The organism is Mycobacteriales bacterium (assembly GCA_030697205.1).
Classification (GTDB): domain Bacteria; phylum Actinomycetota; class Actinomycetes; order Mycobacteriales; family SCTD01; genus JAUYQP01.
Genome location: JAUYQP010000017.1, coordinates 14,359 through 26,987 on the forward strand (window position 1 = coordinate 14,359; position 12,629 = coordinate 26,987).

Below are 12,629 nucleotides of genomic sequence, written 5' to 3' on the forward strand. Positions count from 1 at the left end.
TCGACGTCGTCCGCGGCGGGCCGGCGCCAGGTCACCCGAGGGGATCCTCACGGTCGCCGAGCCTAGGCGAGGCGGGTCTCGGACGGGTGACGGTCACCCGCTGCAGCGGCCCGGACGGGTGTCGCGGCACACTCCGACGTACCGCACCCGTTCCTGGAGAGGCACACCGTGGACTTCGCCCCGTCAGCCAAGGTCGTCGACCTGCAGGCCCGCCTGAAGGACTTCATGGACAGCCACGTGCTGCCTGCCGAAGCGGTCTACCACCAGTGGCGGGCCGAGCACGGCTTCAACCACGAGGTCCCGCCGGTGGTGGAGCAGCTGAAGAAGGAGGCGCGCAGCCGCGGGCTGTGGAACCTCTTCCTGCCCGACGTCTCCGGGCTGACCAACCTCGAGTACGCCCCTCTCGCCGAGCTCACCGGCTGGGCGCCGCACCTCGCCCCCGAGGCGATCAACTGCGACGCGCCCAACACCGGCAACATGGAGGTGCTGCACATGTTCGGCACCGCCGAGCAGAAGGCGCAGTGGCTCCAGCCGCTCCTCGAGGGCGAGATCCGGTCGGCCTTCGCCATGACCGAGCCCGACGTCGCCTCGTCGGACGCCACCAACATCGCGACGCGGATCGAGCGCGACGGTGACGACTACGTCCTCAACGGCCGCAAGTGGTGGATCACCGGGGCAGCGGACCCTCGTTGCAAGATCATGATCGTGATGGGCAAGACCGATCCCACCGCCCACACCCACCAGCAGCAGTCGATGATCCTCGTCCCGATGGACACCCCGGGCGTCGAGGTCGTGCGGGCCGTGCCGGTCTTCGGCTACTCCGACCAGCACGGCCACTGCGAGATCCGCTTCACCGACGTGCGGGTGCCGGCGAGCAACCTCATCAGCGAGGAGGGCCACGGCTTCCTCATCGCGCAGGCGCGGCTCGGCCCCGGGCGCATCCACCACTGCATGCGCGCGATCGGCGTGGCCGAGCGGGCCCTGCAGCTGATGTGCGAGCGAGCCGCCTCCCGGGTCGCCTTCGGCAAGGAGCTGGCCCGTCAGGGCACCGTGCAGGAGGCCGTCGCGGAGTCACGGATGGAGATCGAGCAGGCCCGCCTGCTCACCCTCAAGGCCGCCTGGATGATCGACAACGTCGGTGCGCGCGGCGCCCGCACCGAGATCGCGGCCATCAAGGTCATCGCCCCGCGGGTCGCCCTGCGGGTGCTCGACCGGGCCATCCAGGTCCACGGCGGAGGTGGCGTCTCCGACGACTTCCCGCTCGCCGCGCTGTGGGCAGGTATGCGCACCCTGCGCATCGCCGACGGCCCCGACGAGGTGCACGTACGCACGGTCGCGCGCCAGGAGCTCGGCGGCTACCTCCAGCGCACCTGACCCCACCGGCCGATCAGCGGCGGCGACCCCGGCCCCAGCCCCGGCCGTGGGGCGGCGGCTCGCCGACGAGGGCGTGCGCGAGCTCGAGCAGCGCGCGACGGGCCGGCGAGGACGGGGCCGCCTCCGCGAGGGTGCGGCCCTGCGCCAGCGCACCGTCGAGCCCTGCGACGTCCATCGGCACCAGCGCAGCGACCTCCACCCCGGCGTAGCGCTGCAGGGCGGCCCGGACCTCCGTGACCGCGTCGCCCGGCACCGCGGTGGAGCGCAGCCGGTTGACGACGACGACCGGCTCGACACCGGGGACGGCCTCGCGCAGCTCGGCCAGGCCGCGCACCAGCCGCTGGAGGCCGACGGGGTCGGCGCTGCCGACGGCGACCACGGTGTCGGCGGACTCCAGCGCCGCGAGGGTCGCGCCGTTGCGGCGGGGCGCGGCGGTGTCGTAAGCGAGCTCCTCGTCCTGCTCGAGGGCGAAGCCGCAGTCGACGACGGTCACGGCGGCGAGCCGGCGGGCCTGCTCGAGGACGACCTCGATGCCGGCCGGTCGCAGCTCGGGCCACCGGTCGGCGCGGGCGATGCCCGACAGAACCCGCAGGCCAGGGGTCACCGCGCGGGCGAGGTCGGCGAGCGCGGGCACGTCGAGCACGCCGGTGTTGGCCGCCCGGCAGGCGGCGGCCAGGCCGGGCGACTCGTCGAGCAGGCCCAGCACCTGCGCGACGACCCCGCCGTAGACGTCGGCGTCGACGAGCAGCGCGCTGCGCCCCGCGACCGCAGTCTCGCTGGCGAGGGCGACGGCGACCGTGGTGCGCCCCGGCGCCCCGGCCGGACCCCACACCGCCACGACCGTGCCGGGCTGCTCCGGCGCGCCGTCGTCGTCCTCCGCCTGCGGCGGCTGGGCCGCGAGCGCATCCCGCGGCTCGGCCAGCGAGGCCCGGGCGCCCGGCCCGGGAGCGGCCGCGAGAGCCACCGCCTCGACGACCGCGGCCGACACGTCGACGCTGCTCGAGTCGGCCGGCAGCACGTGCTCGACCCCGAGCTGGCGCAGTCGGCGCTCGGCCTGCTCGTCACCTCGCGGGGCGAGCGCCACGACCGCGACGCCCGACACCGCGAGCCGCGTCAGGGCGTCGCGGTCGAGCCGGCGCAGGTCCGACGACAGCAGCACCGCACGGGCCTGGCCGGTGGCGGCGGTCGCGAGCAGGTCGGCGAGGTCGACGCAGCGGCGCACGACGTCGACGCCGAGGTCGGAGCGCTCGAGCGCGGCGACGAGGTCGGCCTCCCAGACCGCGTCGCTCACCGCGGTCACGACCGGGACGCGCATCAGCCGGCCGGGGTCAGCTCGACGTCGGCCTCGCTCGCCGCGGGGACCCGCACGAGGTCGACGACGCCGAGGTCGACGGCGGCGAGCACGGCGACGACCGACCGCAGCGGCACCTGCAGCACCACGGCCTCGTCACCCTCCGCGCTGCCCTCGCCGGCGCGCTGCAGCACGGTGACTGCTTGCAGGACCAGGCGCGGGGCCCGGTCGCCGGGGGCGTCGTCCTCGGGCGTCACCCACACGTCGACCTGCTGGCCGGACGCGAGGTCGGGGGCGAGGTGGCCCGCCGGCACCGGCACGGTCACCGACCGGTAGTCGACGTCGCGGCCCGGTGTCGCGAGCGCACCCTGGGGCACCAGCTCGCCGGCGCCGAGAGAGCGGCGCAGGACGTAGCCCACCGGCTTGTCGCCGCCGAGGTAGCCGGCGGTCCCGCCGTAGAGCCGCACCCTGGCGCGCTCGAGGTCGTCCTCGCCGAGCTGCGTCCCCGACGCGAGCGCGCGCGTGGTCGTCCAGACCTCGGTGCTGCGGTCGGCGCCGCCCAGCACCCGCGCGCCGACCACGACGCTGACGAGCACCAGCAGCAGCCCGAGCAGCACCCGTCCGTCGAGCCAGCCCGGCGTCGCGAGCCGACCGGCCCGCGGCGAGCCCGGCACCCCTTCCACCACGTACGCACCCCCTGACGCACCGCTGTGACCCCGGGATCATGGCGCACGAGGGACCGACCTCGCGCCCGTCGTCCACAGGGCCCTCCTGAACGCGCCCCGGCCGGTGGCAGACTCGGCCCGCGCACCCGCGAGAAGGAGGTCCACCGTGCCACCGCGCTTCCTGCAGCTGGCCGACGTCGCCGAGGTCCTCAACATCTCCGCCTCGCAGACCTACGCGCTGGTCCGCAGCGGCGAGCTGCCGGCCATCAAGATCGGTGGCCGTGGCCAGTGGCGCGTCGAGGCCTCCGCCCTCGAGGACTACATCGCGCGGTGCTACGCCGAGACCAAGGCCTTCGTGTCCGCCAACCCGCTCGGCGGCGACGGCACGGCCGAGGACTAGCCCGAGGACGAGCAGCAGGACGAGCTCAGCCGCTGCGGACCAGCGCGATCGCGGTGAGCGGCACCGCGACCACCTGACGTACGGCACCGGCCCGGCGGGCCTCGCCGACCGGGTGCTCGGCGAGGTCGACGTGGTCGCTGCCGACGCGGTCCAGCGTCCCTGACCGCTCGCTGCCGTCGACCAGCACGACCACCACCGCGCTGCGGCTCCTCGCGAGCCCGCGCAGCGCGACCCGCAGGTCGAGCCGGGCGCCGACCTCGCCCTGCGCGCCGGGGACCTCGGCCTCGCGCCCGAGCCCGCCGACCGCGAGCACCGACCGCACGGGCACCAGCACCTCCCGGCCGTGAGCCTCCTCCACGAGCAGCCAGTCGGGGCCGACGTCGAGCACCGGCCCGCGCACCGTGCCGGCGCCGTGCACCGCGAGCGAGACCTGCGCGCCGACGACGAGCCGGTCGCGCAGCCCCAGCAACGCGGTCTCGCGCCGGGTCCGGTCCCGGACCTCGTCGGCCAGCTCTGCGGCGTCCGCAGCCCCGAGCTGGGCCTCGAGGTCGTCGAAGAGCCGCTGCCACCGCACTCAGCCACTCTGCCGTGCCGCACATCCTCGCGCAACCACCCTTGACCGAAGGTTGTCTTACTTGTACAAACTCAAACACAAGCAAACGACAGCAAACGAGGTGTGACGATGTCGAACCGCCTCACAGCCCTCTCCGTCCGGGCGCTCACCGCGGCGCTGCCGCTCGCCACCCTCGGCTGGGCGGCAGCCCCTACCCGGGTCGGCGCGGTCCTCACCGACGTCGCGCATGGCACCCCGACCGCTCCCGACGCCGCCGTCGTGGCCGCCGTCGCGGCGGTGGCCTACGCGCTGGCGGGCTGGCTGCTCGTCGTCACCGTCGCGGTCGCTCTGGCCGCGACGGGCGGCCGCCTCGGCGACGCGGCCCACAGCGCGCAGCGGTTGGTCGCGCCACTCGCAGTGCGCCGGGCGGTGGCGCTGGCCCTCGGCCTCGCGGTCGTCACGGGCGCGGCCGCTCCCGCTGCCGCCGAGCCGGGACCCGCCGGCGACTCCCCCGTCAGCGTGAGCGCAGCGGAGGGGCTCGACTGGCCGGCCACCCCCGCCACCCCGAGCACCCCGACCACCCGGCCGGCGCTCGCCAGCCCCAGCGCGTCCGCTGTCGGGCAGCCCGTCGTCGTACGACCCGGCGACAGCCTCTGGCAGCTCGCCGAGCGCGACCTCACGGCCCGCAGCGGGCGTGACGTCACCGACCGCGAGGTCGCCGCGACCTGGCCCGCGTGGTGGTCGGCCAACCGCGACGCCGTCGGGCCCGACCCCGACCTGCTGCACCCGGGCGCGGTCCTCACTCCGCCCGCCCTCTGACCTGACCCACCCACCCGCCACCCTGGAGCAGACCGTGAGCCTCGCCGACCAGCACACCGCCGTCCCGACCCTGCTCCACCCGAGCGCCAGCCACCCGAGCCGGGCACTGCCGGCGCTCCGGCTCGTCCCTGCCCCCTGCTGGGAGCCGCCCTACGACGACGAGCTCGACCCGCTGGAGTCGACCGAGCTCGCACTGCCCTCACTGAGGCTGGTCGTGACGCCCGACGGGCCGCCTCCCCCGGTGGTGCCGCGCACGACCCCTGATCGCGCGCCCGCCGGTAGGCCCGCTGACAAGGCGGTCGAGGACGACGAGGAGGACGGGCTCGAGGCCGACGAGCGCGAGCACGAGCGCCGGCGCCGCACCCCGGTCGAGGCCCTCCCGCCGGCCCGCCGCTTCGCGCACGCGATGCTGCAGCGGCTCGTGGAGGTCGATGCCGGGGTGCGCCCGCTCGCGCAGCTCGAGCGCGACCTCACCCTCGAGGCCTTCGAGGGCCTCACGGCGCGCTACGCCGGAAGCGCCCGCACGCCCGGCCCGCGGCCGACCGCCGCGGCCGTGCGCAGCGTGCACGTGCAGGCCCGCCCCGAGGGCGTCGCGGAGGTCTGCGGCACGGTCCTGCGCGGGGCACGCCCGATCGCCGTCGCGCTCCGATTGGAGGGACGTGACGGCGTCTGGCGGTGCACCGACCTCGTGGGGCTCTGACCCGGCCTGCGGTCAGAGCGGCCGGCGGTCAGGCGTGGCGCGGGTCCCCGTGGCAGCGCTTGAACTTGCGACCCGAGCCGCACGGGCAAGGCGCGTTGCGCGACTGCTCGCTGCCGACCGCCTGGTTGCGGTTGGGGTCGGGCGCGCTCGCGCCGCTGCCGCCGGAGTAGGAGACGTTCTGCGGGCGGTCGGGCTTGCCGAAGCCCTCGGGCAGCACGGTCCGGGCCGCCGGTGCGGTCGGTGCCGGTGCGGTCGGTGCCGGTGCCGCAGGTGCCGGTGCCTCGGGAGCGGTGGGTGCTGCCGGGGTCTCGGCAGCACCGGGCAGGTCGGCCGCGGGCGCGGCCGGAGCGGCCGGAGCCGGCGGGGCCTGGTCGGCCGGGGTCGGGACCGCACCGGGGATGCCACCGGTGGTGCCCGCCGTGCTGCCCGAGAGGGCGGCACGGGCGGCGTCCTCGGCGGCGACCGCGCGGTCCTGCAGCTCGGTCGTCGGCGAGGGAGCCGGAGCAGCTGTGGGCTCGGTCGCGGTGATCGCGTCGGTGCCGGCGAGGGCGTCGCGGGCGGCCTGCTCGGCGGAGGCCGCGCGGTCCTGCAGCGCACCGAGATCGGGCGCGGGAGCCTCGGGCTGCAGGTGCTCGACGAGCACCTCGCCGGGCTGCTCGCCCGGGCCGGTCGCGACGAGGTCCTCGGCAGGGTGCTCGACGGGGGCGGCGACCTCATCGGTCTGCACCTCGACGTTGAACAGGAAGCCGACGGACTCCTCCTTGATGGCCTCCATCATCGCGCCGAACATGTCGAAGCCCTCGCGCTGGTACTCCACCAGCGGGTCGCGCTGACCCATGGCGCGCAGGCCGATGCCCTCCTGCAGGTAGTCCATCTCGTAGAGGTGCTCGCGCCACTTGCGGTCCATGACCGACAGGACGACGCGTCGCTCGAGCTCGCGCATGACGGGCTCGCCTGTGGGCGAGATGCCCAGGGCCGCCTCACGCCGGTCGTAGGCCTCCTGCGCGTCGGCCTTGAGCTCGGTGACGAGCAGGTCGGTGGACAGCGAGGCGCGGTCCTCCTCGACGTCGGCGAGCGGGATGCCGACCGGGTAGAGGGTCTTGAGCGCAGTCCACAGCTGCTCGAGGTCCCACTCCTCCGGGTAGCCCTCGGCGGTGGCCGCGACGACGTAGCCCTCGAGCACGTCGTCGAGCATGTGGCGCACCTGCTCGTGCAGGTCGGCGCCCTCGAGCACCCGGCGGCGCTCGGCGTAGATGACGGTGCGCTGGCGGTTGAGCACCTCGTCGTACTTGAGGACGTTCTTGCGGATCTCGAAGTTCTGCGCCTCGACCTGGGTCTGGGCGGAGCGGATCGCGCGCGACACCATCTTGGACTCGATGGGGACGTCGTCGGGGATGTTGAGGCGGTCCATGATCATCTCGACGGCGCCGGCGTTGAACAGCCGCATGAGGTCGTCGCCGAGGGAGAGGTAGAAGCGCGACAGGCCGGGGTCGCCCTGACGACCGGAGCGGCCGCGGAGCTGGTTGTCGATGCGCCGCGACTCGTGGCGCTCGGTGCCCAGCACGTAGAGGCCGCCGGCGGCGACGACCTCCTCGTGCTCGGCCTTGACCGACGCCTCGGCCTTCGCGAGGGCGTCCGGCCAGGCGGCCTCGTAGGCCTCGGCGTCCTCGAGCGGGGCCAGGCCGCGACGACGCAGCTCGGCCGCCGCGATGTGCTCGGGGTTGCCGCCGAGCATGATGTCGGTGCCGCGACCGGCCATGTTGGTGGCGACGGTGACGGCGCCCTTGCGGCCGGCCTCCGCGACGATCGACGCCTCGCGCTCGTGCTGCTTGGCGTTGAGGACCTCGTGCGGGATGCCGCGCTTGCGCAGCAGCTGCGACAGGTGCTCGGACTTCTCGACCGACACGGTGCCGACGAGCACCGGCTGGCCCTGCTCGTGCTTGTCGGCGATGTCCTCGACGACGGCCTCGAACTTCGCGACCTCGCTCTTGTAGACGACGTCGGCCTCGTCGATGCGCTGGGGGTCGCGGTTGGTCGGGATCTCCACGACGCCCAGGCTGTAGGTCTGGGAGAACTCGGCGGCCTCGGTCGAGGCCGTGCCGGTCATGCCCGAGAGCTTGTTGTAGAGCCGGAAGTAGTTCTGCAGCGTGATCGTGGCGAGGGTCTGGTTCTCGTCCTTGATCCGCACGCCCTCCTTGGCCTCGATGGCCTGGTGCATGCCCTCGTTGTAGCGACGGCCCGCCAGCACGCGCCCGGTGTGCTCGTCGACGATGAGGACCTCGCCCTCGATGACGACGTACTCCTTGTCCTTCTTGTAGAGCTCCTTGGCCTTCAGTGCGTTGTTGAGGTAGCCGACGAGCGGGGTGTTGACCGACTCGTAGAGGTTCTCGATGCCGAGCTGGTCCTCGACCTTCTCGACGCCGCTCTCGAGGATGCCGACGGTGCGCTTCTTCTCATCGACCTCGTAGTCCACGTCGCGCACGAGCCGCGGGATGATGCGCGCGAACTCGGTGTACCAGCGGGTGGCCTGGTCGGCCGGGCCGCTGATGATGAGCGGGGTGCGGGCCTCGTCGATGAGGATCGAGTCGACCTCGTCGACCACGGCGTAGTGGTGGCCGCGCTGGACGAGCTCCTCGTTGGACCACGCCATGTTGTCGCGCAGGTAGTCGAACCCGAACTCGTTGTTGGTGCCGTAGGTGATGTCCTTGAGGTAGTTGGGCCGACGCTGGTCGGGTCGCTCGTTGGCGAGGATGACGCCGACGTCGAGCCCGAGGAACTTGTGGACGCGGCCCATCCACTCGGCGTCGCGCTTGGCGAGGTAGTCGTTGACGGTGACGACGTGGACGCCCTTGCCGGTCAGTGCGTTGAGGTAGGCCGGCAGCGTGCAGGTGAGGGTCTTGCCCTCACCTGTGCGCATCTCGGCGATGTTGCCGAGGTGCAGCGCGGCGCCGCCCATGACCTGCACGTCGAAGTGCCGCTGCCCCAGGGTGCGCTTGGCGCCCTCGCGCCCGACCGCGAAGGCCTCGACCAGCAGGTCGTCGACGGACTCCCCGTCGGCGAGTCGCTTCTTGAAGATGTCGGTCTCTCCGCGCAGCTCGGCGTCGGTGAGCTTGACGATCTCCGGCTCGATCGAGTTCACGGCGTCGGCGATGCTCTTCAGCCGGCGGAGGGTCTTGCCCTCGCCGGCACGGAGGATCTTCGAGAAAACCACGCGTCGCACTCCCAGGTTCGGCGGGCGGGTGTCACCCGCCACCAGCGCATCGTAGGCGCCAGCGCCCCTGGAAACGGCTCGCGGGGCTCCCGGGTGCCCCGGCAGACTGGTCGGATGACCGACAACCCCTCCGCGCCCGTCGAGATCACCGCCGGCCGCTGGCACCTGCGGACGTGGCAGCCGTGGGACGCCGAGCGCGTCGTGCAGATGCTGCAGGACCCGGCCACCCAACGCTTCACCACCGTCCCCGTCCCGTACACCCGCGAGCACGCGCAGGACTTCGCCGCGCAAGCCGCCGCGACGTGGGCCGACGGCACCGCGGCTACGTGGGCGGTCTGCGACGCCACCGACCCGACCCCGCTCGGGGCCCTCGCTCTACGCGCGACGAGGACGCCGGGCACGTGGAGCTGCGGCTTCCACACCGCTGTCGAGGCGCGCGGCCGCGGCCTGATGCCTGACGCCCTCGCCGCGGCCTGCCGCTGGGCGTTCGGCGAGCTCGGCGCCCAGCGGGTCGAGTGGCGGGCCCACGTCGGCAACTGGGCGTCACGGCGCGTCGCCGAGAAGGCCGGGTTCACCGTCGAGGGCGTGCAGCGGAGCGGGCTCGAGCACCGGGGGGAGCGGGTCGACTGCTGGGTCGGTGCGCGACTGCCGGGCGACGCCGACGGCGACACCCGCGCCCTCCCGGCGTACTCCCCTGTCTCCGACGGGGTCGTCACGCTACGGCCGTGGCGCTCCGCAGACGGCCCCGACGTGGCGCGGGCCTGCGACGACGCCGAGACCCAGCGCTGGCTGCCGGTGCCGGTGCCCTACACGGCGGAGGTGGGGCAGGGGTACGTCGACGAGCTCGTCCCCGCGCAGTGGGCCGACGGGGAGGCGGCCAACGTCGCGGTCACCGACGCCTCGACCGGCGAGCTGCTCGGCGCGGTCGGGCTCAAGCTCGAGCTGCGCGCGCACGGCGTCGGCGAGGTCGGCTACTGGGTGGCGCCGTGGGCGCGCAGGCGCGGTGTCGCGAGCCGGGCCGCCCGGCTGCACGCCGACTGGGGCCACGACGCCCTGCGTCTCGCCCGGGTCGAGCTGCTCGCGGACCCGCGCAACACCGCGTCGGTGCGCGCGGCGGAGCGGGCCGGCTTCGCCCGCGAAGGGGTCCTGACGCAGGCCCGCCCGGGAGTCCGTGAGGACGCCCGGGCGGACATGGTGCTCTTCGCGTCGGTCAGGTGATCTCGAGCAGCTTCTCGCGCACGGCGTAGACGACCGCCTCCATCCGCGAGTGCAGCTGGAGCTTCTCGAGGATGTTGCGGATGTGGTTCTTCACCGTGTTCTCGGAGATGAACAGCTGCTTGGCGATGTCGCGGTTGTTGAGGCCCTTGGCGACGAGCTTGAGGACCTCCATCTCGCGGTCGGTGAGCCGCGGGGTGGGGACCTGCTGGCGGTCGTCGGTGCGCTTGACCATCGCCGCGAACTCGGTGAGCAGTTTGCTCGCCATCGACGGGCTGATCAGCGACTGGCCGCCGTGGACCGCGCGGATCGCCGAGGCGACCTCCTCGATGGAGATCTCCTTCAGCAGGTAGCCCATCGCGCCGGCCTTGATGGCGTCGTAGAGGTCGGCCTCCTCGTCGGAGATCGTCAGCATGATGATCTTCGCCGACGGGACCGTCTCGTGGATCGCCGTGCAGGCGTCGATGCCGCCGCGCTTGGGCATCCGGACGTCCATCAGCACGATGTCCGGCAGCGTCTCGGCGGCGGTCTCGACCGCCTCGGCGCCGTCGGAGGCCTCACCGACCACCTCGATGTCCGGCTCCTGCTCGAGCACCATCTGCAGGCCGCGCCGGAACAGCGCGTGGTCGTCGACGACGAGCACGCGGATCGGGTCGACGGACAGGCTGCCGACGGGGGTCGGCACGGCGCCGAGGCCCGACTCGGGCTGGTCGGTCACAAGGTCCTCCAGGGGCGCATTGGGGCTATCAACCGTGATGATGGCACGACGGTGACGAGCGGCCCCCCGCAGATGGCCCACGCGGACAAGGCGTCACCCGGGCGGGTGACCGCAACCGGACCAGCCCGCCCGAGCGACAGCGTCAGGACGCGCTCATCCTGCTGCGAGCCGGAGCACGCCGTAGTCGTAGCCGTGCCGCCGGTAGACGACGCTCGGCAGGCCGGAGTCGGCGTCGTGGAAGAGGAAGAAGTCGTGACCGACGAGCTCCATCTCGTGCAGCGCCTGGGTGGTCGTCATCGGCGGCGCCTCGTGGGTCTTGTCACGGACGATGAGGGTCTCCGTGTCGTCCTGGCGGTCCAGCAGGGCCACGTCGCCCGCGGCCTGCGCGCCGTGGGCGGCGCTGTTGCCGTTCTGGGACACCGGCACGTCGGCAAGGGGCGGCGGCAGGGCCGCTGTCACCTCCGCGACCGAGGGCGGCGTCTTGCCGCCGTGGTGGACGCGCTTGCGGTCGTGGCTCTTGCGCAGGCGCGCCTCGAGCTTGAGGTTGGCCGCGTCGAGGGCGGCGTAGAAGGTCTCCGCGCACGCCTCCGCCCGGATGACCGGGCCCTTGCTGCGCACCGTGATCTCGACCCGCTGGCACTGCGCCGACTGTCGTGGGTTCTTCTCGTGGAACAGCTCGACGTCGAGTCGGAAGACGCGGTCGTCGAGTCGCAGCGCGGGCGACAGCTTGTCTGCCACGTGCTGCCTGAAGTGCTCCGGCACCTCGACGTTGCGGCCCTTGACGACGATGTCCACTCAGGTCTCCTTCGCGCGCGAGAGGCGGTGCCGGCGCGGCTGCGGGGACCGCAGCGGGAGCTCCTTCCCGTCGTCGGACTGCGCCGACCGGCACCGTCTCCGCGGTGCCTGACCCGACGCTAGACCGCATCGGGCGAGAGCGACAGGGGTTCGGTCAGATCCGGTCCGCAGACCACCCATCCTGACCCCCGGCCGGGGCCGACAGGTGGGTTGACGGGTGGGCCGGTCGGCGCAGCGTGCCTGCGACACAGGCGGCACCCCGCACGCGCGCGCCCGCCGACGCGAGGGCCCTGGCGGCCTCGACGAGGGTCGCGCCGGTGGTGACGACGTCGTCGACGACGACCACGTCGAGACCGCTGAGGTCGCGGCGCGCGCGCAGCGCCCCCGCCAGGTTCGCGGCCCGCCCGGCGGTGGTCAGGCCGCTCTGGTCCGCCACCGCCCGCACCGGCACGAGCAGCGCGGCGGGGCGCAAGCCGGCGGCCCGGGCCCCTGCCCGCGCGAGCCGTCGGGCGTGGTCGAAGCCACGGGCCCGGACGGCCGCACGCGAGGACGGGACCGGCACCACGAGCGTCGTCACAGGCAGCTCCAGGGTCCGCAGCGCAGCTCCGAGCGCGTCGCCGAGCGGTCGGACGAGGCGCAGCCGACCTCTCTCCTTGTGGGCGAGCAGCGCCGCCCGCGCCACCCCGGCGTAGGGACGCGCCACCACCAGCTGCGGGAGGCCGGCCGGCCGCGGGGAGGGGCTGTGCGGGCCGAGGGCCGGCGCGAGCAGCTCGGCGGCGCAGGCTGAGCAGAGCTCGCGGCCGGGGCAGCCGCAGGCGGCGCACGAGGCAGGCAGCACGAGGTCGAGCAGCGCGGTGAGCACCCGACCAGCGTCGCTGCTCGTGGCGG

General features: G+C 74.0%; 12 protein-coding genes. 5 read left to right on the forward strand and 7 right to left on the reverse strand.

Annotation, left to right across the window (positions count from 1 at the left end; translation table 11 throughout):
- The first annotated feature begins 168 nt into the window (after nt 1–168).
- Nucleotides 169–1,374: an acyl-CoA dehydrogenase family protein gene (locus Q8R60_06370; GenBank protein MDP3712094.1), complete on the forward strand. Its 1,206-nt coding sequence runs from the start codon at nt 169–171 to the stop codon at nt 1,372–1,374.
- Between the two features lie 13 nt (nt 1,375–1,387).
- Here Q8R60_06370 and Q8R60_06375 read toward each other — a convergent pair whose 3' ends face one another.
- A complete protein-coding gene (locus Q8R60_06375) occupies nt 1,388–2,689 on the reverse strand; it encodes a hypothetical protein (protein MDP3712095.1) in 1,302 nt (433 codons plus the stop codon).
- A complete protein-coding gene (locus Q8R60_06380; GenBank protein ID MDP3712096.1) occupies nt 2,689–3,348 on the reverse strand; it encodes a hypothetical protein in 660 nt (219 codons plus the stop codon). Before Q8R60_06380 ends, Q8R60_06375 begins: the two co-directional genes overlap by 1 nt.
- Nucleotides 3,349–3,496: 148 nt before the next feature.
- On the opposite strand from Q8R60_06380, the gene Q8R60_06385 reads away from it, so the two are divergent.
- The gene (locus Q8R60_06385) at nt 3,497–3,730 is read left to right on the forward strand and encodes a helix-turn-helix domain-containing protein (GenBank protein ID MDP3712097.1); all 234 of its coding nucleotides are present in this window, start codon (nt 3,497–3,499) and stop codon (nt 3,728–3,730) included.
- 25 nt (nt 3,731–3,755) lie between these two features.
- On the opposite strand, the gene Q8R60_06390 is transcribed toward Q8R60_06385, so the two are convergent.
- The gene (locus tag Q8R60_06390; GenBank protein ID MDP3712098.1) at nt 3,756–4,304 is read right to left on the reverse strand and encodes a hypothetical protein; all 549 of its coding nucleotides are present in this window, start codon (nt 4,302–4,304) and stop codon (nt 3,756–3,758) included.
- A 108-nt stretch (nt 4,305–4,412) separates the two neighbouring features.
- Here Q8R60_06390 and Q8R60_06395 point away from each other — a divergent pair, with 108 nt between their 5' ends.
- Both Q8R60_06395 and Q8R60_06400 read left to right on the forward strand, forming a co-directional pair.
- Entirely contained in the window at nt 4,413–5,102 is a 690-nt protein-coding gene (locus Q8R60_06395; GenBank protein ID MDP3712099.1) for a LysM domain-containing protein, read from the forward strand.
- A gap of 34 nt (nt 5,103–5,136) precedes the next feature.
- Nucleotides 5,137–5,802, forward strand: a complete 666-nt coding sequence (locus Q8R60_06400) for an Rv3235 family protein (GenBank protein MDP3712100.1) — start codon at nt 5,137–5,139, stop codon at nt 5,800–5,802.
- A gap of 28 nt (nt 5,803–5,830) precedes the next feature.
- Here Q8R60_06400 and secA read toward each other — a convergent pair whose 3' ends face one another.
- On the reverse strand, nt 5,831–9,013 hold the full coding sequence (gene secA, locus Q8R60_06405; GenBank protein MDP3712101.1) for a preprotein translocase subunit SecA: 3,183 nt from the start codon (nt 9,011–9,013) through the stop codon (nt 5,831–5,833).
- Nucleotides 9,014–9,127: 114 nt separating this feature from the next.
- Here secA and Q8R60_06410 point away from each other — a divergent pair, with 114 nt between their 5' ends.
- Nucleotides 9,128–10,231 carry a GNAT family N-acetyltransferase gene (locus tag Q8R60_06410; GenBank protein MDP3712102.1) on the forward strand — a complete coding sequence of 368 codons (1,104 nt, stop codon included), beginning with the start codon at nt 9,128–9,130 and terminating at the stop codon, nt 10,229–10,231.
- Here Q8R60_06410 and Q8R60_06415 read toward each other — a convergent pair.
- The 3 genes from Q8R60_06415 to Q8R60_06425 all read right to left on the reverse strand — a co-directional run bounded on the left by Q8R60_06415 (nt 10,224) and on the right by Q8R60_06425 (nt 12,603).
- Nucleotides 10,224–10,946 (reverse strand): response regulator transcription factor, encoded by a 723-nt coding sequence (locus tag Q8R60_06415; GenBank protein MDP3712103.1) that lies wholly within the window; start codon nt 10,944–10,946, stop codon nt 10,224–10,226. The genes Q8R60_06410 and Q8R60_06415 overlap by 8 nt on opposite strands.
- A 153-nt stretch (nt 10,947–11,099) precedes the next feature.
- The gene (gene raiA, locus Q8R60_06420; protein ID MDP3712104.1) at nt 11,100–11,741 is read right to left on the reverse strand and encodes a ribosome-associated translation inhibitor RaiA; all 642 of its coding nucleotides are present in this window, start codon (nt 11,739–11,741) and stop codon (nt 11,100–11,102) included.
- Between the two features lie 154 nt (nt 11,742–11,895).
- Nucleotides 11,896–12,603, reverse strand: coding sequence for a phosphoribosyltransferase family protein (locus Q8R60_06425; GenBank protein ID MDP3712105.1), 708 nt, complete (start codon nt 12,601–12,603; stop codon nt 11,896–11,898).
- Nucleotides 12,604–12,629 lie beyond the last annotated feature (26 nt).